This is a genomic window from Castellaniella hirudinis, assembly GCF_042651965.1.
Taxonomy (GTDB): domain Bacteria; phylum Pseudomonadota; class Gammaproteobacteria; order Burkholderiales; family Burkholderiaceae_B; genus Castellaniella; species Castellaniella hirudinis.
Map to the genome: position 1 here is coordinate 94,015 of NZ_JBHSDY010000004.1, position 19,728 is coordinate 113,742.

General features: G+C 66.8%; 23 protein-coding genes. 19 read left to right on the plus strand and 4 right to left on the minus strand.

The features are described from left to right. Nucleotides 1-39: 39 nt before the first annotated feature. The gene (locus ACFO0J_RS07525; RefSeq protein ID WP_376812452.1) at nucleotides 40-792 is read right to left on the minus strand and encodes an RNA polymerase sigma factor FliA; all 753 of its coding nucleotides are present in this window, start codon (nucleotides 790-792) and stop codon (nucleotides 40-42) included. 265 nt (nucleotides 793-1,057) lie between these two features. Between ACFO0J_RS07525 and ACFO0J_RS07530 the strand changes: the two genes are divergently transcribed. From ACFO0J_RS07530 to ACFO0J_RS07555, 6 genes are all read left to right on the plus strand, one after another. Beyond that, complete coding sequence (locus tag ACFO0J_RS07530) at nucleotides 1,058-1,468, plus strand: flagellar protein FlaG (protein ID WP_376812453.1); 411 nt, start codon at nucleotides 1,058-1,060, stop codon at nucleotides 1,466-1,468. An 87-nt stretch (nucleotides 1,469-1,555) separates the two neighbouring features. Continuing rightward, a complete protein-coding gene (fliD, locus tag ACFO0J_RS07535) occupies nucleotides 1,556-2,932 on the plus strand; it encodes a flagellar filament capping protein FliD (protein WP_376812454.1) in 1,377 nt (458 codons plus the stop codon). A 12-nt stretch (nucleotides 2,933-2,944) separates the two neighbouring features. After that, nucleotides 2,945-3,376: a flagellar export chaperone FliS gene (fliS, locus tag ACFO0J_RS07540; RefSeq protein ID WP_376812455.1), complete on the plus strand. Its 432-nt coding sequence runs from the start codon at nucleotides 2,945-2,947 to the stop codon at nucleotides 3,374-3,376. Nucleotides 3,377-3,396: 20 nt separating this feature from the next. Beyond that, on the plus strand, nucleotides 3,397-3,726 hold the full coding sequence (locus tag ACFO0J_RS07545; RefSeq protein ID WP_376812456.1) for a flagellar protein FliT: 330 nt from the start codon (nucleotides 3,397-3,399) through the stop codon (nucleotides 3,724-3,726). A 28-nt stretch (nucleotides 3,727-3,754) separates the two neighbouring features. Beyond that, nucleotides 3,755-5,011 (plus strand): flagellar hook-length control protein FliK, encoded by a 1,257-nt coding sequence (fliK, locus tag ACFO0J_RS07550; protein ID WP_376812457.1) that lies wholly within the window; start codon nucleotides 3,755-3,757, stop codon nucleotides 5,009-5,011. Further along, nucleotides 4,992-5,393: an EscU/YscU/HrcU family type III secretion system export apparatus switch protein gene (locus ACFO0J_RS07555; protein WP_376812458.1), complete on the plus strand. Its 402-nt coding sequence runs from the start codon at nucleotides 4,992-4,994 to the stop codon at nucleotides 5,391-5,393. The genes fliK and ACFO0J_RS07555 overlap by 20 nt, the downstream gene beginning before the upstream one ends. A gap of 54 nt (nucleotides 5,394-5,447) precedes the next feature. Here the strand turns inward: ACFO0J_RS07555 and fliE are convergent, their stop codons facing one another. Beyond that, a complete protein-coding gene (gene fliE / locus ACFO0J_RS07560; RefSeq protein ID WP_376812587.1) occupies nucleotides 5,448-5,780 on the minus strand; it encodes a flagellar hook-basal body complex protein FliE in 333 nt (110 codons plus the stop codon). A gap of 360 nt (nucleotides 5,781-6,140) precedes the next feature. On the opposite strand from fliE, the gene fliF reads away from it, so the two are divergent. The 13 genes from fliF (at nucleotide 6,141) to fliR (ending at nucleotide 17,023) form a co-directional block, all read left to right on the plus strand. Next, a complete protein-coding gene (fliF, locus tag ACFO0J_RS07565; protein WP_376812459.1) occupies nucleotides 6,141-7,847 on the plus strand; it encodes a flagellar basal-body MS-ring/collar protein FliF in 1,707 nt (568 codons plus the stop codon). Further along, nucleotides 7,834-8,835 (plus strand): flagellar motor switch protein FliG, encoded by a 1,002-nt coding sequence (gene fliG, locus ACFO0J_RS07570; RefSeq protein ID WP_376812460.1) that lies wholly within the window; start codon nucleotides 7,834-7,836, stop codon nucleotides 8,833-8,835. Before fliF ends, fliG begins: the two co-directional genes overlap by 14 nt. Further along, complete coding sequence (locus tag ACFO0J_RS07575; RefSeq protein WP_376812461.1) at nucleotides 8,828-9,601, plus strand: flagellar assembly protein FliH; 774 nt, start codon at nucleotides 8,828-8,830, stop codon at nucleotides 9,599-9,601. Before fliG ends, ACFO0J_RS07575 begins: the two co-directional genes overlap by 8 nt. Beyond that, on the plus strand, nucleotides 9,598-11,061 hold the full coding sequence (gene fliI, locus ACFO0J_RS07580; protein ID WP_376812462.1) for a flagellar protein export ATPase FliI: 1,464 nt from the start codon (nucleotides 9,598-9,600) through the stop codon (nucleotides 11,059-11,061). The genes ACFO0J_RS07575 and fliI overlap by 4 nt, the downstream gene beginning before the upstream one ends. After that, nucleotides 11,051-11,500, plus strand: coding sequence for a flagellar export protein FliJ (fliJ, locus tag ACFO0J_RS07585; protein WP_376812463.1), 450 nt, complete (start codon nucleotides 11,051-11,053; stop codon nucleotides 11,498-11,500). The genes fliI and fliJ overlap by 11 nt, the downstream gene beginning before the upstream one ends. 7 nt (nucleotides 11,501-11,507) lie before the next feature. Further along, nucleotides 11,508-12,746 (plus strand): flagellar hook-length control protein FliK, encoded by a 1,239-nt coding sequence (locus ACFO0J_RS07590; protein WP_376812464.1) that lies wholly within the window; start codon nucleotides 11,508-11,510, stop codon nucleotides 12,744-12,746. Between the two features lie 85 nt (nucleotides 12,747-12,831). Then, the gene (locus tag ACFO0J_RS07595; protein ID WP_376812465.1) at nucleotides 12,832-13,305 is read left to right on the plus strand and encodes a flagellar basal body-associated FliL family protein; all 474 of its coding nucleotides are present in this window, start codon (nucleotides 12,832-12,834) and stop codon (nucleotides 13,303-13,305) included. Next, on the plus strand, nucleotides 13,305-14,321 hold the full coding sequence (fliM, locus tag ACFO0J_RS07600; RefSeq protein WP_376812466.1) for a flagellar motor switch protein FliM: 1,017 nt from the start codon (nucleotides 13,305-13,307) through the stop codon (nucleotides 14,319-14,321). The genes ACFO0J_RS07595 and fliM overlap by 1 nt, the downstream gene beginning before the upstream one ends. Continuing rightward, the gene (fliN, locus tag ACFO0J_RS07605; RefSeq protein ID WP_376812467.1) at nucleotides 14,318-14,842 is read left to right on the plus strand and encodes a flagellar motor switch protein FliN; all 525 of its coding nucleotides are present in this window, start codon (nucleotides 14,318-14,320) and stop codon (nucleotides 14,840-14,842) included. The genes fliM and fliN overlap by 4 nt, the downstream gene beginning before the upstream one ends. Nucleotides 14,843-14,848: 6 nt before the next feature. Then, nucleotides 14,849-15,166: a flagellar biosynthetic protein FliO gene (gene fliO, locus ACFO0J_RS07610; protein WP_376812468.1), complete on the plus strand. Its 318-nt coding sequence runs from the start codon at nucleotides 14,849-14,851 to the stop codon at nucleotides 15,164-15,166. Next, nucleotides 15,166-15,939 (plus strand): flagellar type III secretion system pore protein FliP, encoded by a 774-nt coding sequence (gene fliP / locus ACFO0J_RS07615; protein WP_376812469.1) that lies wholly within the window; start codon nucleotides 15,166-15,168, stop codon nucleotides 15,937-15,939. Before fliO ends, fliP begins: the two co-directional genes overlap by 1 nt. Before the next feature lie 9 nt (nucleotides 15,940-15,948). After that, the gene (gene fliQ / locus ACFO0J_RS07620) at nucleotides 15,949-16,218 is read left to right on the plus strand and encodes a flagellar biosynthesis protein FliQ (protein WP_376812470.1); all 270 of its coding nucleotides are present in this window, start codon (nucleotides 15,949-15,951) and stop codon (nucleotides 16,216-16,218) included. Between the two features lie 19 nt (nucleotides 16,219-16,237). Next, nucleotides 16,238-17,023: a flagellar biosynthetic protein FliR gene (gene fliR, locus ACFO0J_RS07625; RefSeq protein WP_376812471.1), complete on the plus strand. Its 786-nt coding sequence runs from the start codon at nucleotides 16,238-16,240 to the stop codon at nucleotides 17,021-17,023. Between the two features lie 54 nt (nucleotides 17,024-17,077). On the opposite strand, the gene ACFO0J_RS07630 is transcribed toward fliR, so the two are convergent. Both ACFO0J_RS07630 and ACFO0J_RS07635 read right to left on the minus strand, forming a co-directional pair. Next, a complete protein-coding gene (locus ACFO0J_RS07630) occupies nucleotides 17,078-17,848 on the minus strand; it encodes a hypothetical protein (RefSeq protein WP_376812472.1) in 771 nt (256 codons plus the stop codon). Nucleotides 17,849-17,850: 2 nt separating this feature from the next. Then, nucleotides 17,851-19,683 carry a methyl-accepting chemotaxis protein gene (locus ACFO0J_RS07635; protein ID WP_376812473.1) on the minus strand — a complete coding sequence of 611 codons (1,833 nt, stop codon included), beginning with the start codon at nucleotides 19,681-19,683 and terminating at the stop codon, nucleotides 17,851-17,853. Nucleotides 19,684-19,728 lie beyond the last annotated feature (45 nt).

Consider the following 19,728-nt stretch of genomic DNA (forward strand, 5'->3'; position numbering starts at 1 on the left):
GACAAGCGGCAGGCACAGGACGACAGGCGCCCAGGCTCACTACAACAAATGTTCGTAATCGTCGGTATCGGCGTCGGGTTCCCAGGAATGGCTGGACAGCCACGCCCGGATACGCGCCACGGCCTGGGACCGCAACTGGGACACCCGGCCCTCGGTGATGCCCAGGACGGCGGCAATTTCCTTTTGGTTCAGGTCCTGCTCGAACTGCAGCGACAGCAGCAATTGCTCGCGCTCCGGCAGATTGCGGATCGCCTCGGTCAGCACCGAACGCAAACCTTCGCGCATCAGCCAATCCAGGGGGTTGTTCCCCTGACCCGTGGCCACCGCGTCCAGCGCGCCTTCGCCGTCGTGATCTTCCCGATGCAGGGCCAGATCCTCGTACATCAGCACCTGCACACCACGTGCTTCTTCGAGCAATACCTGATAATCAACCAGGTTCATGCCCATTTCTTCGGCGATCTCGGATTCGGTGGCTGGACGCAGCAGGCGATGGCGCAGCGTCTGGATGGCCTCCTCGATGCTGCGCGCCTTGCTGCGCACGCTGCGCGGCAGCCAGTCCTGGCTGCGCAGTTCATCCAGCATGGCGCCGCGGATGCGGGTGATCGCGTAGGTTTCGAATTGCGCGTCGGCCTGCTGCTGGTAGCGCCGCACGGCATCCAGCAGCCCCATCATGCCGGCTTGCATCAGGTCGTCGAGCTCGACGCTGGCCGGCAGTTTGCCGATCAGCGTCAAGGCCTGACGGCGCACGAGCGGCGCATGGCGGGCAATCAACTGGTCCTCGGAAAGAGGCATCACACAATCCGTGAAACACATCATAAAATGCAAGTATGCACCAGGAACGCCCCGGATGTTTCCCCAAGAAACCCGGTTTTCACCCATGAATTTGCCGCACGGGAAAGCGCTGCGGGACGATGCCGCCTCTTCCCGGGATGATCAGCCCTAAAGTTTTGCCGGATCTCGCCGTTATGCCAGTATGAAAATCCAGGATGCGTCCGATCCCGGGGTCCTGCCCCGGACGCTTCCTGACCAGAACACGCCTATCCGGACAGGAGCACGCATGATTCACCCCATTGGAAATCAACTGGCATCCTCCAGCCTGGGTCTGGCTGCTCCCGTATCCGAGCGGCCTCAGGCCCAGGCCGCCCCCGCCACCCAGGTCACCCCCGTCGAAGACGCCCAGTCCAGCCGCTTCAACAAACAGGCCGGGTCGCGCGAACTGGGCCTGCGGCAATCGATCGAGCCGCCCAAGTCCTCGCTGGAAAAAGCCCTCGAATCCGTCAACGACAGCCTCAAGGCCTGGTCCACCGGCATGCGCTTCGAAATGGACGAGGACGCCCAGCGCCTGGTCGTCTCGATCGTCGACAGCACGACCGGCGATGTCCTGCGCACCATCCCGTCCGAAGCCGTCCTGCGGGTTGCGAAAATGATCGTCCAGCTCCAGGGTTCCGGCGTGGATACCCAGGCCTGACCCCCGAATAGAAACGAAATCTCACCCCATACACCGCCTTTGCCGCCGCCCAGCCAAGGCATAATAAGCTGAACGGAGTATCACATCATGGCATCCATTTCTTCTCTCGGCCTGTCCGGCCTGCCCCTCTCGGACCTGCTCACCAAGCTGAAAACCAACGAAAGCCAGGTTCTGAATACGATCCAGAGCCGGCAGAAGGCGGCGGAAACCAAGCTTACCGCCTACAACACCCTGAAATCTTCTGTCGAGGCGCTCCAGAAGGCTGCCCAGGCCGTCGGTAAAGCAGACACCTTCGGCTCGATCTCCGTCAAATCCGGCTCGGACGCCTTCTCCGCAACGACGAGCAGCGGCGCCATCCCGGGCCAGTATTCGGTCCAGGTCGACCAACTGGCCTCATCCCAGACCCTGGTCTATGCGGGTCGGGCGGACCGCACCGCCGACATCGGCACCGGCGGAACCCTGAAGATCACCATCGGCGGCGAAGAAAAATCCATCGACCTCAACGGCAAGGGCACGTCCCTGGACGCGCTCGTGACCGCCATCAACGCCGACAAGGACATCGGGGTCAACGCCACCATCGTCAACGACGGCACGCCGGGCAGCCAATACCGCCTGCTGCTGACCAGCCGCGAAACCGGCGAGCAGAACGCCGTCACCAACCTCTCCGTCGACGGCAACGCCGACCTGGAATCCTTCCTGGGCTACGCCGGCGGCGGCTCCACAGCGGGCGTCACGGTCCAAGCCGCCAAGAACGCCGAGCTCACCATCAACGGCATCGCCGTCACCAGCCAGAGCAACACCATCGAAAACGTGATCGACGGCGTCAAGCTGACGCTGAACCAGACCACGACCAGCGCCGCCAACCTGACATTGACCCGCGACGACGGCGTCGCCAAGAAGGCCGTCGAGGATTTCGTCAAGGCCTACAACAGCATGCTGGACACGGTCGGGACGCTGACGAAATACACCGTCGGGGCCGACAACCCCTCCAGCCCGCTGACCGGCGACACGCTCGCCCGCTCGGTGCAGACCCGCATGCGAGACGCCGTGTCAGGCGCCATCGAGTCCGCCAACGGCACCACCCTGTCCAAGATCGGCATCACGACCGATCCCAAGACCGGCAAACTCAACATCGACGACACCAAGCTCACCAAAGCCCTGGCTGAAGATTCGGAGAATGTGAAATCCCTGTTCACCGGCGTCACCGGCGTCGGCACCCGGGTGGATCAGACCGCCGAGACGTTCACACGCTCCGGCGGCCTGTTCAGCAACACCACCGAGGGCCTGAACAAAACCATCGCTGACATCAAGAAGCAGTACGATGCGACCTCCGACCGCATCGACCAGCGCATGGAAACCTACCGCGCCCAGTTCACCCAGCTGGACGCCATGGTCAGCCAGATGAATTCGCTCAGCAGCTACCTGTCGCAGCAGCTCAGCGCCCTGAATGCCTCAAAGCAGTAAACCCGCATCGCCATGACCTACGCCCCGCGTTCCCGCACCGCCCGCGCCACCGGCTCTTATGCCAACATCGGGCTCGAGACCGAAGTGCTCGGCGCTTCACCCGAGCGCCTGATCTCGCTGCTGTTCCGGGGCGCATTGAAAGCCATTGCACAGGCCCGTCACCATCTCGTCAGCGGCAACATCCCGGAACGCGGCAAGGCCTTGTCCAAAGCCATCGACATCGTGGACTCGGGCCTGAAGGCGGGGGTGGACACGGAACGCGGCGGCGAGGTTGCCCGGCTGCTGATTGCGTCCTACGAACTCATCATCCGCGATCTGATGCAGGCCAATCTGCACAGCGACGAGGCCAAGCTCAACTCGGCCGAAAAGATGCTGATCGACCTGGCCGGCGCCTGGCACACGGCTGTCGACCCCCAGTTCAGCGACCCGCCTCCCAGCCATTGACCGAAATTCCGCTATTGAGCATGACCCAAGCATCCATCCTCACGTATTACCAGGAAATCGCAGACCTGTCGGGCCAGATGCTGACCAAGGCTCAGGCGCAGGAATGGGATGAACTGGTGGCGCTCGGCGCCCGCTACCAGGAAGCGGTCGAACGCCTGCAAGCCCTGGATCCGCTGGACGACGACCAGAAAAACGCCCGGCGCGAACTGCTCACCCGCATCCTGGACGACGATGCCCGGATCCGCCAGCTGATTTCTCCCGAACTCGAACGCCTGAGCCATCTGCTGGGCACGTTCAAGCGCCAGCGCACCGTCCTGCAGGCCTACTACAGCACGGTCCGCCCACACTAGGGCTCCACCCCCTCCCAGGAATCACGCCATGAGCATCGGGGCCCCTTCCAACCTCGGCACGCTGCTGGTCCAGCGCCTGGACGCCGTACTGGGCACCACCCTGGGCCAACAGGCCAACCTCGCCTCCGGCGCGGGCCCTCAGGCCGTCCCCCAGCCGGCCAACACCGAAAACCCCGACGCGCTGCAAAATCCGACCCAGCGCCATCCCCGCGAATCCGTCGATCAGGCCAACCAGCAAGGCCGCCAGCAGGCCGCCGTCGGCAAGGCCGTGCGGGACATGAAGCTGGACAATCTGCTGGGCCGCAGCACGACCTTTCACGGCAGCACCCAGTCTGCACCGACCACCCTGGGCTATGCGGCCCGCATCATCCTCGCCTTGCTGCAGCAATTTCCCCGCGACGGCCAGGCCGTGCGCGGCCAATCGCCGCTGCTGCCCAACACAGGCAATGGCCCGGCCGCCGGCGGCAACACCGCCGGACTGCCGGGCGGCACGGGTCTGCCTTCCGGCCCGACGACGGCCCAGCCGGGCGGCGTCGCCCAGGCCTGGGGCCAGCTTGCCACCGCACTGGGACAGCCGGGCGCCCTGCCCGCCCGCTTCGCCCAGTCGCTGTCGCAATCCGTGCAGACCAGCGGCCTGTTCTACGAATCCCATCTCGCGCAACTGGCCACCGGCAAGACCGCGCCCCAGGACCTGCGGCAGGAACCCCAGGGACGCATCCCGCCCCAGCCTGGCGGCACGGCGCAGAATACGCAGAGCAACGCCCCGCAAGCCGCCACACCGGCCCCCGCCGCGACGGGCGGCGCCGGTCCCGACACCGCGCAGACCGCCGCAACCACTCACCAGACCCAGACCGCACCTGTTCCGGGCATCGATCCGCAAGCCCAGTTGCTGGTCCGCCAGCAGCTCGAAGTCCTGGCCAATCAGGCCTTTCTCTGGCAGGGCGAGGCCTGGCCGGGCGCCGACATGCAATGGGAAGTCCGCCGCCGCCCCCAAGACGACGAGGAAGACCGCGACTTCCAGGAAGACCACTGGGCCACCCGCCTGAATCTGCACCTGCCGTCTCTGGGAGACGTCCAGGCGCGCCTGAGCCTGTCCGGCGATCAACTGGTCATGCAGCTGGTCGCGCCCCAGTCCGCGGAACGACTCGGGCAAGCCATCGAACCGCTGCGCGCCCGGCTGCTGGCCCAAGGCCTGCAGGCCAGCCAGTTGTCCGTCCAGGCCCGGGATGACGCCCCCGACGCTCCACCGCCCAACCCTCAGAACCATGAAGTCGCCGAGCCCTGATCCCCACCGACCCAGCGCCGTCGCCGTCACCTACGACCCGACGGACGCCGCACCCCGGGTCGTGGCCAAGGGCTACGGCAACCTGGCGGACACCATCGTGCGCACCGCGCGCGAACACGGCCTGTACGTACACGAATCGCCGGAACTGGTCGGCCTGCTGATGCAGGTGGATCTGGACGCGCACATCCCCCCCAGGCTCTACGTCGCCATCGCGGAACTGCTGGCCTGGCTATACGCGCTGGATACCGAAGGCGGCGTCGTGCGGCGCCCCGCCGACGAGGACAACCCCCACGCTTCCATGCCGGCGCATGGTGCGCCGCCCCCCGAGGGGGCGCTTTTTGCCTTGGGGCGGCCCGGCGGCAAAAAAATACCCGCCGAATAAACTCAAGGCGGGTTTGCTCATCGGCCGGCCCGGCAAAGGGCCGACACGGCCTCATCAGACGGCCATATTGGCGATTTCCTTGTAGGCATCCACCAGGCGGTTGCGCACCTGCACCGTCGCCTGAAAAGCCAGGCCGGCTTTCTGCAGATCGATCATCACATTGCTCAGGGAAATGTCGGGATCACCCATTTCAAAGGCCTTGGCCTGGGTGTTGGCGGCATTCTGCGCATGGGAAACCCGATCCAGGGACCGGGCCAGTTCGGCGGCAAAACCGTGGCTGCCCTCGGAAGACGCGACCGGCTGCGCCGACAGGCCCTGGGACTCGCGCGCCACGGCGCGCATCTGGGCAAGCAGGTTTTCGACGCTGGCAAGGGCCTGGGAAGTCATCATGGCAAACGGTTCGGAAGTAACGGCTGAAGACAAGGACTGAAAGACAGGGAAAACACCGGCCGCCGCTGAACACGATCCGCCGACGATGTACTATACGGCCGGTCCCGAATCGGCAAGCCCCGCAATAGCGGGGATAAGAACGGACACTTCCCCGGTTTGCCAAATGCATGCACGCACAAGGCGGATCATCCTAACTAAGCCCCAAAAACGGGGTTTTTCAGGGCTTGCCGGAACACCAATCGCCGCCATAATGGCCGCCAATATCCCATCATTCTGCCGTAACAGCATGCACATCATCCAGACCGTCGGTTTCTGGCCCGGGCGCGCCCTGGCGGCATCCTCAGCAACTTCGATCCGATGAATCCCATTACCGACTGGATGAACCGCAACCCCGCCCTGGCGCGGCTGACGGCCTTGCCCCGGCCGGTGCTGCTGGGCCTGGGCGCGGCGATCGTGGCCCTGCTCGTCGTTGCCGCTCTGTGGATGCGCGAACCCGAATACCGCACGCTGTTCTCGAACGTCGAGGCGCGCGACGGCGGCGCCATCGTCTCGGTCCTGAACCAACGCAACGTCCCCTACAAGTTCGCCGACAACGGCGCCACCATCCTGGTGCCTGCCGATCAGGTCTATGCGCTGCGCCTGCAACTGGCCGAACAAGGCCTGCCGCGCGGCGGCAGCGTGGGCTTCGAACTGCTGGACGAGCCGAAATTCGGCGCCAGCCAGTTCTCCGAGCAGATCTCCTACCAGCGCGCCCTCGAAGGCGAACTGGCCCGCTCCATCGAGGCCCTGCAGCCCGTCAAATCCGCGCGCGTGCACCTCGCCATCCCGCGCCAGTCCCTGTTCGTGCGTGACCGCGAGGCCCCCACCGCCTCGGTGCTGCTGACGCTCTACCCGTCCCGCACCCTCAGCGAATCCCAGGTTTCGGCCATCGCCTGGCTGGTGTCCTCCAGCGTGCCCAAACTCAACGCCGAATCGGTCTCGATCGTCGACCAGGACGGCCACCTGATGTCCTCGCCGGGCGGCGAAGCCGGCATGGACAGCACCCGGCGCAACTTCATCAACGACATCGAGCAGCGCACGTCCCAGCGCATCCTGACCCTGCTCAATCCGATCGTCGGCCCGGGCAATGTGCGCGCCCAGGTCAGCGCCGACGTGGATTTCTCCCGGCGCGAACAGACGTCCGAGGTCTACCGCCCCAACGAAACGCCGGGCACGGCCGCCATCCGCAGCAAGCAGACCAGCGACTCGGCCCAGAACGGCATCATGCCGCCGGCCGGCGTGCCCGGCGCCCTGTCCAACGAGCCCCCGGCCAATGCCACGGCGCCGATCCAGACGGCGCCCGCCGCCCAAGCCCAGCAAGGCCAACAAGGCCAGGGCGCACCGGCAGCCGGCGCCCAGGGCGGCGCGCCCCAGGCCGGCGGCCCCACGACGGTCAATGGCACGCCCGTCGCCGGCGCGACGGCCCGCCAGGGCCAGGGCTCCATGCGCAACGACGCCACCGTCAATTACGAAGTCGACCGCACCATCAGCCACGTCAAGCACGAACTGGGCACGCTGCAGCGCCTGTCCGTGGCCGTGGTGGTCAATTACCGCGACAAGGACGGCGAGCCGGCGCCGCTGGAGTCGGCCGAAATGGACGACATCAACGCGCTGGTCAAGCAGGCCATGGGTTATTCGGCCGATCGCGGCGACAGCCTCAGTGTGGTCAATAGCGCCTTCACCGACCAGGAACCCAAGTTCAAGCCCTGGGAAAATCCGGAATACCGCGGTCTCGCCCTGCAAGCCCTGAAGGTCCTCCTGGCCCTGGCCGTCCTGTTCTTCCTCTGGCGCTCGGTCGTGCGACCCATCGTCCAGGGCTTTGCCAACGCCCAGGTCGAACGCGCCAAGAACGAAGCCCACCTGGAAACCATGCGCGAACAGCGCCGCCAGGACGAGATGCGCGCCTCGGAAATGAACCGCTACGAGGAAAACCTGGACACCGCCCGCCAACTGGCCCAGCGCGACCCGCGCGCCGTCGCCATGGTGCTGCGTTCATGGATGGATCCCAAGAATGCCAAATCCTGATAACGACCTGACCCGCTGCGCCATCCTGATGATGTCCCTGGGTGAGGATGCGGCGGCCGAAGTCTTCAAGTACCTGTCCTCGCGCGAGGTCCAGCAGATCGGCTCGGCCATGGCCAACCTCAAGCAGGTCACGCGCGCCGACGTCGATCAAGTCCTGGAGGACTTCCGCCGCGAAGCCGACCAGTTCATGGCCGTGACCCTGGGCTCGGACGACTACATCCGCTCGGTCCTGACCAAGGCCCTGGGCACCGACCGCGCGGCCGGTTTGATCGAGGACATCCTCGAAGCCGGCGAAGGCACGGGCTCGGGCATCGACGCGCTGAACTGGCTGGAACCGGTCAACGTCGCCGAACTGATCGCCGACGAGCACCCGCAGATCATCGCCACCATCCTGGTCCACCTGGAACGCGACCGCGCCTCCGCCATTCTGGCGCTGCTCAACGAGCGCGTGCGCAACGACGTGATGATGCGGATCGCCACTTTCGGCGGCGTGCAGCCGTCCGCGCTGCACGAACTGACCGAAGTGCTGAACGAGGTCCTGTCCGGCCAGGGCGCCAAGCGCTCGAAGATGGGCGGGGTACGCACCGCGGCCGAGATCCTGAACTTCATGAACACGGCCGAGGAAGAAGCCGTGGTCAGCAGCCTGCGAGAGATCGACGCCGATCTGGCGCAGCGCATCATCGACGAGATGTTCGTGTTCGACAACCTGGTCGACGTCGAGGACGCCGCCATCCAGCTCATCCTGAAGGAAATCGACACGGCCTCGCTGACCATCGCACTGAAGGGCGCCAGCGAAGAGCTCTGCGCCAAGTTCTTCAAGAACATGTCCAACCGCGCGGCCGAAATCCTGCGCGACGACCTGGACGCCCAGGGTCCGGTGCGCATGTCGCGCGTCGAGACCGAACAGAAGGCCATCCTGATGGTGGCGCGCAAGCTCGCCGACGCCGGCCAGATCAATCTGTCGATGGGCAACGACGAGTATGTCTGACAAGTCCGAGCCTTCCATCGATCTGGCGACGCGAGCCCGCTGGCAGCGCTGGGAAATGGAATCTCTGGATGCGCTCAAGCAGCCTCCCGGCCGCCGCGCCAGCGACCGCGATCCGCGCTACCAGGCGGAACTCGCGCGGCGCCGCGCCCAGGCGCTCGCCGAAGGGCGCGAAGAAGGCCGGGCCCAGGGCCGCGCAGACGGTTTCGAGCAAGGCCGCACCGAAGGCCACGCCCAGGGCCTTGAACAAGGCCGGGTCGAGGGTCATGCCCAGGGTCTCGAACAAGGCCTGGCGGAAGGCCATGCCCAAGGACACGCCCAAGGACTGGCCGAAGGCGCCGCCCTGGCCCGCGAGCAGGCGGCCCGGCTGGACGATCTGGCCCGGACCTGCGCCGCCGCGCTCGCCGAAATCGAACAGGAAGTCGGCCAGTCCGTCATCCAGCTGGCCGTGCGCATTGCCGAGCAGGTGCTGCGCACCCATATCCGAGACTATCCCAACCACATCCTGGACCTGGTCCGCGAGGTCATGCAGGCCCGGCCCGAGCAAGGCGCTGCGCTGCAATTGCGGCTGCACCCCGACGATCTCGAGCTGGTGCAGGCCTTTCTGGAGCAGACCCCGGACCCGACCCGCTACCGCCTGAGCGCCGACGCAAGCATCACCCGCGGCGGCTGCGTGGCGGAAACCGCCCTGGGGTCCGTGGACGCCACGCTGGAAACCCGCTGGCAGCGCATCATCGCCGCACTGGGCCAGCCGGGCGAACCGTCATGAATCCGGACGAGACCGCGTCGCGGTCCCTGGGCGCCCGTTGGCGGGCGCAGCTCGCCCAGTGCGAACAACGGGTGTCCGCCCGTCAGCCGACCAGCCGGCAGGGGCGCGTGACCCGCGCCACCGGCCTGGTGCTGGAAGCCACCGGCCTGCAACTGCCGGTCGGCGCCGCCTGCAAAGTCCAGGTCTCGCCCGACCAGGACCGCTGGGCCGACGCCGAAGTCGTGGGTTTCCACGCCGACACGCTCTACCTGATGCCGCAAAGCGACATCACCGGCCTGCCTCCGGGCGCCCGCATCGTGCCCGCCGAGACCCTCTTGCTGGACCCGGTCCCGCTGCCCGACGAGGGCGCCGAGCAAGTCGAGGCCGCCGCCATCATTACGGACCAGGTGCGCCACCTGCCGGTCGGCAACGCCCTGCTGGGCCGCGTCCTGGACGGCGCCGGCCGACCGCTGGACGGCAAGCCCCTGCCCCCCGACCTGGACATGGCCCCGCTGACGGCCCTGCAGATCAATCCGCTCACCCGCGCCCCCGTCGACACGGTGCTGGACGTGGGCGTGCGCGCCATCAACGGCCTGCTGACCGTGGGCCGCGGCCAGCGCATGGGCCTGTTCGCCGGCTCCGGGGTGGGCAAGAGCGTGCTGCTGGGCATGATGGCCCGCTATACCCAGGCCGACGTGATCGTGGTCGGCCTGATCGGCGAACGCGGCCGCGAGGTCAAGGAATTCATCGAACTGAACCTGGGCGCCGACGGCCTGGCCCGGTCCGTCGTGGTCGCCGCCCCGGCCGACGTCTCGCCCCTGCTGCGCCTGCAGGGCGCGGTCTACGCCACCCGGCTGGCGGAGTTCTTCCGCGACCAGGGCAAGCACGTGCTGCTGATCATGGACTCCCTGACGCGCTACGCCATGGCCCAGCGCGAAATCGCCCTGGCGATCGGTGAACCGCCGGCCACCAAGGGCTATCCCCCGTCCGTATTCGCCAAACTGCCGACCCTGGTGGAGCGCGCGGGCAACGGCGCCCCCCAGGGCGACCGGCCGGCCGGCTCCATCACCGCGTTCTACACCGTGCTGACCGAAGGCGACGACCAGCAGGACCCGATCGCCGACTCGGCGCGCGCCATCCTGGACGGCCACATCGTGCTGTCGCGCAGCCTGGCGGAATCCGGCCACTACCCGGCCATCGACATCGAGGCTTCGATCTCGCGGGTCATGTCCGCCATCGTGCCCGACAGCCAGTTCCGCCACGTACACCGGTTCAAGCGCATGATGTCCCGGTACCAGCGCAACCACGACCTGATCGCCGTTGGCGCCTATACTGCAGGAAACGACCCCGAAATCGACCAGGCCATCGAACGCCATCCCTGGCTGGAAGGCTATCTGCAACAGGGCATCGACGTGCGTGTGGACTATGCCGCCGCCGTGGCCGCGCTCAGCGGCGTGCTGGGAGATGTCTATGAGTCCTGAAACCCCGCTGGACGTGCTGATCAACCTGACCCAGGACAAGCTCGACGAAGCCGGGCGCAATCTGGCTGAACTCAGTACCCGGCGCCGCGAGGCGCAGGGGCAATTGAACACCCTGGACGGCTATCGCTCCGACTATACGCAACGCCTGCAGGACACCACAGAACAAGGCGTATCGGCCTCGAATTACCATAACTTTAGGCAGTTTATTGCCACATTGGACGAGGCCATTTCCCAGCAAAATACGATCATCGCCCAGATCGACGTGCGCCTTGAGGCCGGACGCAAACAGTGGCACGATGAAAAGCGCCGCCTGAACTCCTACGAAACCCTCAAGACGCGCCAGGTCCGCCAGTTGCAATATCGCGAACAGCGCCGCGAACAGCGCGCCAGCGACGAGATCTCGGCCGGCTTGTACCGGCGCACACGACAGCCGCACTGAATCCGCCATGAACATGCCCGTCCTTCCTGTCACCAGCTCCAGCCCGCCGCCCGCAGACGTCCAGGCGCGCGGCGCGGATGCTGCCGCCACGGCGGACACCCCCGCGTTCTCGAACGTGCTGTCGCAGCAACGCGAAGGCGCCGCCCGGCCGACCGAATCCCGCCCGGCGGGCAAGGCCGGCGAACGGGCCGATGCGGACGCCACCGAACGGCATGATCCCCTGGGGCCGGACGAAACCCTGTCCTTGATTCTCGACAGCGTCGGCCTGCCCCTGATGCAAGCCGTCGCCTCCGCTGCCGAAACCCGCCCGGCCCAGGGCGGCCCGTCCGATCGGCCCCGCGCCGCCGATGCGCGCACCGCGCGTCTCCCGCTCGATACGGCGGACCGGACACCCGCCGGCGCCCGCGGTGATGCGCAGGACGCAAAAGCGGCCGAACCCGATGCCGGCGATCGCGTCCGTACGCCGCGCATCGACCTGACGGCCGCCGCCGCGCCCACCCCGCGCACCAATCCGAACGCGACGGTGATTGCAAATCCGCAGGAACCGGGCCGCGCCCGGCCCGGAACCGCCCAGTTCCAACCGCAAGCAGCCGGCCAGGCACTGGCCGCCCACGCCCAGGCCGCCGCCGGTCTCCAAGCGGCCGAATCGACTGCCCAGGCCCGGCCCGCTGCCGGCCTGTCGGGACTTCAAGCCGCAACGCCGGAGGCCGCTCTGGCCTCGGCTGCGGCACCAGCGGCCGCCCCCCTCCTGGCGCCTGCTGCAACGCCGATGCCGGCCGCCGCGCCCGTTGCCGTGGCCACCCCGCTGTCCAACCCGCAGTGGCCCCAGGATTTCAGCCGGCAGATTTTGCAACTGACTCAAAGCCTCACCGGCGCGGGCCACACGGTGCAGATGCACGTCAACCCGCCGGAACTCGGTCCGATCCACATCACCCTGCACGTGGGCGAATCCATCGCCCAGGCCTCCTTCGTCTCGCCGCACGCCAGTGTGCGCCAAGCCCTGGAAAACGCACTGCCCCACCTGGAACAGCAACTGGCCCAGGCCGGCCTGTCCCTGGGACAGGCGGACGTCGGTGATCAACAGCCCGGCCAGCAGGCCCAGGGCCAGGCGCCTTCGTCCCGCAACGGTGAGGCCGCCTTCAGCCTGGACGGCCAGACCGCAGACGGCAGCGCGGCCCAGCCGGCCGCTTCCCCAGTCCCCAGGGTCGCCTCCCGTCCAGACGCGTTGGTGGATACCTTTGCATAAACCTCTTTGTTTCCCTGGGCAGGACCCGCATTACAATGCTGCATTTTGCCCTTCAGCAGTCATCGTGACGCATTAACTCGGAACCATGCTCAGGCTACTCAAATTCATTCTCCTGCTCATCATCGTCATCGGCGCCTCGGTAGGCGCAACGATGTGGTTCACGAGTCGGGACAGCACGCCCAGTGCCCCGGCAGCCGCCTCAGCAGAACAAGCGGCCGCGCCCGTTGCGCCGGTCGTGGTTCCGGCCCCGATCTTTGCCGAGCTCGATCCCTTCACAGTCACGCTGTACGGTGAAACCCGCAACCGGATTCTCTACACCGCGATCACGCTGCGCATGGGCGACGAAGCCTCGCGCAAGCAGATCACGGACTACATGCCTGAAGTCCGGGATCGCATCCTCAAGGTGCTCTCGGCGCAGCAACTGCCCCTGATCCAGACGCCGGAAGGCCGTCAGGCGCTGGTCGACGCCCTGAAGGCCGCCCTGGCGCGTCCCTTCGCAGCGCAGCTGCCCGGCCCTCAGGTCGCCGACGTCCTCTTTACCGCTTTCGTGGTGCAGTAATGGCTTACCAAAGCATGCTCTCCCAGGACGAAGTCGATGCCCTGCTCGCAGGCGTCACCGGCGAGGAGTCCTCGGGCCAGCAGGCCGCGACCGAAGCCCAGGACGGGGTCCGGCCCTACGACCTGGGCTCGCCCGACCGCGTCGTGCGGCACCGGATGCAGACGCTGGAGCTGATCAACGAACGCTTCGCCCGCCGCCTGCGCTCGATGTTCTTCGGTTTCATGCGCCGCAACGCCGACATCACCGTCAATGCGATCAGAATCCAGAAATACTCGGATTTCGAGCGCAACCTGCCCGTGCCCAGCAACCTGAACATGGTGGCCCTCAAGCCGCTGCGTGGCACCGGCTTGTTCACCTACGACCCGAATCTGGTCTTCCTGGTCATCGACAGCCTGTTCGGCGGCCACGGACGCTACAACACCCGGATCGAAGGGCGTGACTTCACCAATACCGAACAACGCATCATCCGCCGGCTGATGGGCCTGACGCTGGACTGCTACCGCGAAGCCTGGGAATCCGTCTATCCGCTGGAGCTGGAATACCTCCGCTCGGAAATGCACACCAAGTTCGCCAGCATCAGCACCGGCAACGACATCGTGGTGGTGGCCACCTTCAACATCGAACTCGGCTCGTCCGGGGGCAAGCTCAACATCTGCCTGCCCTATTCCATGCTCGAACCCATCCGCGACCTGCTCACGCGCCCGCTGCAGCAGAACGCCTCGGATGAGATCGACCAGCGCTGGACCCAGCAGCTCTCGCGCGAGGTCCGCAGCGCCGAGGTCGAACTGGCCGTGGAATTCGCCCGGGTCGATACTTCCATCGCCGAACTGCTTCATCTCGCCGTGGGCGACGTACTGCCGGTGGACGTCCGTCCTGCCGTCACCGCCCGCGTAGGCGGCGTTCCTGTGCTGGAATGCGGCTATGGCACTTTCAACGGCCGCTATGCCCTCCGCGTGCGCAAGGTTCTCGCCTCGCCCGACGACTCCGACAAACTGCTAGCCCGCACGAAAAAATGAGCGATATCAAAGACGACACCCAGGACCCGAACCTGCCGGGCCAAGCATCCGGTGGCTCCGTAGAGGACGACTGGGCCGCCGCCATGGCCGAACAGCAATCCGCGCACGACCAGCCCACCCAGGCCAGCGGCCTGGGCGCAGAAGACGACTGGGCCGCGGCCCTGGCTGAACAGACCGCCGCGACCCAGACGGCGGCCCAGCCGGCCAGCGCCCAGGTGTTCCAGCCGCTGTCCAGCCAGTCCTCCGAGGCCGACAGCGACATCGACATGATCATGGACATCCCGGTCCAGTTGTCGGTGGAACTGGGCCGCACGCGCCTGACGATCAAAAACATCCTGCAACTGGGTCAGGGCTCGGTGGTTGAACTCGACGGCCTGGCCGGCGAACCCATGGACATCTACGTCAACGGCTATCTGATCGCCCAGGGCGAAGTCGTGGTCGTGGACGAGAAATACGGCATCCGCGTCACCGACATCATCACGCCTTCGGACCGCATCGCGCGGCTGAACAACCGCCGCTGATTCGCCATGGATCAGGCTCAGATCCTGCGCGTCGTGCTCGCCCTGCTGTTCATCCTGTGCCTGCTGCTGATGCTGGCCTGGGTGGCTCGCCGGGGCGGCTGGCTGCCGGGACGTGCGCAAACCGGCCGCCTGCGGATGCTGGGCACGCTCAGCCTGGGCGCGCGCAGTTCGGTCGCCCTGGTGCAGGTCGAAAACGTCCGCCTGGTGCTGGGCGTGAGCGCCCAGCAGATCACCTTGCTGCATACCCTGCCGGACGCTCCTGCCGGCGATGCCGCGTCCGGAAACTTTGCCGAGACCCTCGGCAAAACCCTCTCGGGTTCCTGATGCGCAGCCCCGCCCTGCACGCCGCGCGCACGGCGCCCTGGCTGTTGGCCGGCCTGGCGCTGATCCTGTGCTGGCCCGCCAGCACCCTGGCGCAAGCCACCCTGCCCGCCCTGACCGCCACTCCAGGCCCCAACGGCGCGGAAACCTGGTCGCTCAGCATCCAGACGCTGGTCATGCTGACCATGCTGTCGTTCCTGCCGGCGGCGCTGCTGATGATGACGGGCTTCACCCGCATCATCATCGTCCTGGGCCTGATGCGCAACGCCCTGGGCACGGGCGTCTCGCCGCCCAACTCGGTCCTGGTCGGGCTGGCCCTGTTCCTGACCTTCTTCACCATGTCGCCGGTCTTCGACCAGATCTACGACCAGGCGTACCAGCCGCTGGCGCGCGACGAGATCAGTTTCGAACAGGCGCTGGACCGGGGCAGCCAGCCGCTCAAGGCCTTCATGCTGCGCCAGACCCGCGAATCGGACCTGGCGATGTTCGCCGAAATGGCCGGCGTCGGCCCCCTGGAAGACCCGAACGCCGTCCCCTTGCGCATTCTGGTGCCGTCTTTCGTGACCAGCGAACTGAAGACCGCCTTCCAGATCGGCTTCACGATCTTCATCCCTTTCCTCATCATCGACCTGGTGGTCGCCAGCCTGCTGATGGCGTTGGGGATGATGATGGTGCCGCCGGTGACGATCTCGCTGCCCTTCAAATTGATGCTGTTCGTGCTGGCCGACGGCTGGCATCTGCTGCTGGGTTCGCTGGCCCGCAGCTTCTACCAATAGGAGCGCGACATGACCCCCGAAGTCGTCATGTCCATGACCTACCAGGCATTGCGCGTGGCCCTGATCATGGCCGGCCCGCTGCTGCTGATGACCCTGGCCGTGGGCCTGATCATCAGCATCTTCCAGGCAGCCACCCAGATCAATGAAATGACGCTGTCATTCATCCCCAAGCTGCTGGCCGTAGGAGCCACCCTGGTGCTGCTAGGGCCCTGGCTGCTCAGCACCATGGTGGACTACATCCGGGGACTGCTCGAATCCATCCCGGGCCTGGCCTCCTAGGGCCCGGCCGCGCAGGGCCATGGTTTCCTTCCAGATCGACCAGCTCTACGACTGGATCAACGGTTTGTTGTGGCCGCTGTTCCGCATCGCCGGTCTGGTGGCGATCGCCCCCATCCTCGGCGAATCCTCCGTCCCCATGCGGGTGAAGGTCGGCCTGTCCATCGTCATCACCCTGGTCGCCGCCCCGCTGATCGGCCCCATGCCGGACGTCACGCCGGCCTCCTGGAGCGGGCTGCTGATCGCCCTGCAGCAGGTGTTGATCGGCATGGCGCTGGGCCTGTGCATGCGGCTGGTCTTCACCGCCGTCATGATGGCGGGAGAGTTCATCGGCCTGAAGATGGGCCTGGCCTTCGCCTCATTCTTCGATCCGGCCACCGGCGCCAACACCGCCGTGCTGTCGCGCATGATCAATCTGGTGGCCATGCTGATGTTTCTGGCGGTGAACGGCCACCTGCTGATGCTCGACGGCCTGATCCGCACTTTCGAGCTGCTGCCCGTGGGGGCGCCGCTGATGGCCGACGGCTGGGGCGCACTGCTGGACTGGAGCGCCCAGCTCTGGATCTCGGGCATCCTGCTGGCGCTGCCGCTGGTCATCGTGCTGCTGACCATCAACCTGTCGATGGGCATCCTGAACCGCACCGCGCAGCAACTGTCGGTGTTCGCCATCGGTTTCCCGATCTCCCTGACCACGGGCCTGATCACCCTGGCCATCGTGCTGCCCCAGAGCGGCGAGTTCCTGGCCGGCCTGTTCGAGGGCGGCTACCAGGCCATGGCCCGTGTCGCACGCGGCCTGGCAGGGTTGTAGGCTCAGCCGCCGCAGACGAATCCGGGCGGCGGCGGTTCCCCGCCCCAGCCTGTCTCAATGGCCCTGCTTTTGCACCGGATAGGTGACCCCGGGAATGACCTTGGTGCCGGCCGGCAGCAACGGGTTGGCGGCAGAGGCGGCGCCCTGAGCGCCTGCAGCGGATGGTTTCGCTGCGGCGGAGGATCGGCCGGCTTTGGCAGACTGGCCGGACCGGACCGGCTTCGCGGACTTGGCCGGCTGAGCGGGCGAGGCGGCCGCATCCGGCGGAATGGCCAGAGACGCGGGCTGGATGTCATCGACGACCGGTACGGCGACGGGCGCGGCGACGGCAGCATCCGTTGCCTCCGGTGACTGCACGACGACGGTCTGGGGCGGCGCCTCGCGTGCGATCCGCTCTTGTTCGGCCCGGGCCTCGCGGTCGGCTTCTTCTGCCGTCCGAGGATGCTGCTTGGGCGGCAGATTGACGGAATTCTCCATGCGCTGGAAGGTGCCGTCGGGGCCAAAACGCAACCAGGCCTCCTGGCGGAAATACACGGCGTCCGTGGCGACGGTGCCCTTGTAGGCCCAGCGGGCCAGCGTGGTGTCACCCTGACGCCAGACATCCACCGGCTGGGCTCCCAGATAGCCGGACGCCTGCTCCATCGTCGTGCGGCCCGTCACGATCTGGTTCAACCCCGACGTCCTGAAGGATTCACCGGTGGTCGAGCAGGCCGACAGCAAGGCGGCCGAGACCGCCAGAGCGGCCCAGCGCAACCGCCGGGCGCCCACCACCGTCGCCCCCTCCGAAATACGCCCGTTCATCCGGCGCGCACAGAAAAACCCCATGTTCAAAACTCCTCCCATTCATCCTCACGCGCCGGCTGGCGAGCGGGTGTCGTCGTGCGCGCGGCGGGCAGCCGAGGCGCCGAGACGCCGGCCGGACGCGCCGGCCGGGCTGCGCCCCCGGCACCCCGAGCGGGCTTCGGCTCCGTCTCTGCGGCGGCCGCCGAACCGGCAGTCGCCGCCCGCTCAGCCTTCGGCTCGGACTCGATCGACCCAGTCGATGACGGCGCAGCCGCGGCCGGCGCGGCGGCAAGCGGCGGCGTCCCCGCGTCGGCGGCAGCGTCCTCGATCTGGAATACGGCCATGGCTTGGCTGACCTCGGTGGCCAGGGCTTCCAGCGAGCCGGCCGATTCCGCTGCCTGCTGCACCAGCGACGCGTTCTGCTGGGTCACGGCGTCCATCTGCGTGATCGCCAGATTGATCTGGTCGATGCCCGAGGACTGCTCGATGGTCGCGGCGGTGATCTCGCTCATGATGTTCGACACACGGGTGACGGCCTCGACGATTTCCCGCATGGTTTCGCCGGCCCGCTGGACTTGCGACGAGCCCGCGCCGACCCGGTTGACGGAATCGTCGATCAGCGTCTTGATTTCCTTGGCGGCGCCGGCCGAACGCTGGGCCAGCGCACGCACCTCGCCGGCGACCACGGCAAAACCGCGTCCCTGCTCACCGGCACGGGCGGCCTCGACCGCCGCATTCAGCGCCAGGATGTTGGTCTGGAAGGCGATGCTGTCGATCACCCCCACGATGTCGGCGATCTTCTGCGAACTGCCCGAAATGCCTTCCATGGTGGAGACGACCTCGCTCACCACTTCACCGCCGCGCGAGGCCACCTGGGACGCCGTCTGCGCCAGTTGATTGGCCTGCTGGGCATTGTCGGCGTTCTGCTTGACCGTGCTGGCCAGTTGTTCCATGCTGGCCGCCGTCTGCTGCAAGGCCGCGGCCTGCTCGTCCGTGCGGCTGCTCAGATCCAGATTGCCCGCCGCGATGCGCTGGGCGCCGCCGGCCATCTGCCCCATCCGCCCCCGCACCCCGGAGATCATGGCTTCCAGGCTGTCACGCATCGCTTTCAGGCCGCGCAGCAAGGTGCCGATCTCGTCGTCGGAGCGCGGCAGGATGCTCACGCGCAGATCGCCGCTCGCAATGCGCTGCAGATGGCGGCCCACGGCCCGCAGGGGCATCAGCACCGTGCGCATCAGCATCCGGTAGGCCATCAAGGCCAGCACCACCGCCACGACCAGCAGCGCCAGCAGGCCCATATTGGCCCAGTGGAACAACTGCGCCAACGCATCGCGCGAGGCCGAGCTGCTGTCCTGGATGAATTTGTCGAACTGACCGAACACCCGGTCCATGCCCCGCGCCGCGCCGCGCAAACGGCCGCGCTTCAGGGCCTCGAAACCCTTGGCGTCCTGCTTGGCCGCGAAATCGCGCAGCTGCTCGACCTGGGTCCAATAGTCGTTGAAGGACGCATCCAGCATGTGCGCCAGGGACTCTCCGGCCGAACCGGTCAGGGTGTCCGAGGCCTTCAGGGATGCCATGCTGTCGCGCGAGCGCTTCAACAACTGGTCGGCCTGGTCCAACTCCCAAAGACGCTGCTTTTCATTGGCGATGCCCAGCGCCCCGTCGACCTGAGTGGCCGCCTGCTGGGCATAAATATACGCATTCTTGACCTCGGAGTTCGCCTGAACCCCGATGGCCGACAACTGTCCTACCGTGCGCTGGCTTTCCTGCTGGACGAACCAGGCACCACCCACCGCTGCGAACGTCAGCAAGGACAGCAACGCCACGACCAACGTCAGCCGGGCGCGCAGGGACAGGTTGATGGAAATCTTCTTCATGTCGCCTCTACCTTGTAGGTTGCCCCAGCATGCCATGCCGGCGCC

Excerpts from the sequence above, each read along its gene's own strand:
- ACFO0J_RS07525 (WP_376812452.1), bottom strand. The coding sequence starts at position 792 with ATGCCTCTTTCCGAGGACCAGTTGATTGCCCGCCATGCGCCGCTCGTG.
- ACFO0J_RS07530 (WP_376812453.1), top strand. The coding sequence starts at position 1,058 with ATGATTCACCCCATTGGAAATCAACTGGCATCCTCCAGCCTGGGTCTG.
- fliD (WP_376812454.1), top strand. The coding sequence starts at position 1,556 with ATGGCATCCATTTCTTCTCTCGGCCTGTCCGGCCTGCCCCTCTCGGAC.
- fliS (WP_376812455.1), top strand. The coding sequence starts at position 2,945 with ATGACCTACGCCCCGCGTTCCCGCACCGCCCGCGCCACCGGCTCTTAT.
- ACFO0J_RS07545 (WP_376812456.1), top strand. The coding sequence starts at position 3,397 with ATGACCCAAGCATCCATCCTCACGTATTACCAGGAAATCGCAGACCTG.
- fliK (WP_376812457.1), top strand. The coding sequence starts at position 3,755 with ATGAGCATCGGGGCCCCTTCCAACCTCGGCACGCTGCTGGTCCAGCGC.
- ACFO0J_RS07555 (WP_376812458.1), top strand. The coding sequence starts at position 4,992 with ATGAAGTCGCCGAGCCCTGATCCCCACCGACCCAGCGCCGTCGCCGTC.
- fliE (WP_376812587.1), bottom strand. The coding sequence starts at position 5,780 with ATGACTTCCCAGGCCCTTGCCAGCGTCGAAAACCTGCTTGCCCAGATG.
- fliF (WP_376812459.1), top strand. The coding sequence starts at position 6,141 with ATGAATCCCATTACCGACTGGATGAACCGCAACCCCGCCCTGGCGCGG.
- fliG (WP_376812460.1), top strand. The coding sequence starts at position 7,834 with ATGCCAAATCCTGATAACGACCTGACCCGCTGCGCCATCCTGATGATG.
- ACFO0J_RS07575 (WP_376812461.1), top strand. The coding sequence starts at position 8,828 with ATGTCTGACAAGTCCGAGCCTTCCATCGATCTGGCGACGCGAGCCCGC.
- fliI (WP_376812462.1), top strand. The coding sequence starts at position 9,598 with ATGAATCCGGACGAGACCGCGTCGCGGTCCCTGGGCGCCCGTTGGCGG.
- fliJ (WP_376812463.1), top strand. The coding sequence starts at position 11,051 with ATGAGTCCTGAAACCCCGCTGGACGTGCTGATCAACCTGACCCAGGAC.
- ACFO0J_RS07590 (WP_376812464.1), top strand. The coding sequence starts at position 11,508 with ATGAACATGCCCGTCCTTCCTGTCACCAGCTCCAGCCCGCCGCCCGCA.
- ACFO0J_RS07595 (WP_376812465.1), top strand. The coding sequence starts at position 12,832 with ATGCTCAGGCTACTCAAATTCATTCTCCTGCTCATCATCGTCATCGGC.
- fliM (WP_376812466.1), top strand. The coding sequence starts at position 13,305 with ATGGCTTACCAAAGCATGCTCTCCCAGGACGAAGTCGATGCCCTGCTC.
- fliN (WP_376812467.1), top strand. The coding sequence starts at position 14,318 with ATGAGCGATATCAAAGACGACACCCAGGACCCGAACCTGCCGGGCCAA.
- fliO (WP_376812468.1), top strand. The coding sequence starts at position 14,849 with ATGGATCAGGCTCAGATCCTGCGCGTCGTGCTCGCCCTGCTGTTCATC.
- fliP (WP_376812469.1), top strand. The coding sequence starts at position 15,166 with ATGCGCAGCCCCGCCCTGCACGCCGCGCGCACGGCGCCCTGGCTGTTG.
- fliQ (WP_376812470.1), top strand. The coding sequence starts at position 15,949 with ATGACCCCCGAAGTCGTCATGTCCATGACCTACCAGGCATTGCGCGTG.
- fliR (WP_376812471.1), top strand. The coding sequence starts at position 16,238 with ATGGTTTCCTTCCAGATCGACCAGCTCTACGACTGGATCAACGGTTTG.
- ACFO0J_RS07630 (WP_376812472.1), bottom strand. The coding sequence starts at position 17,848 with ATGGGGTTTTTCTGTGCGCGCCGGATGAACGGGCGTATTTCGGAGGGG.
- ACFO0J_RS07635 (WP_376812473.1), bottom strand. The coding sequence starts at position 19,683 with ATGAAGAAGATTTCCATCAACCTGTCCCTGCGCGCCCGGCTGACGTTG.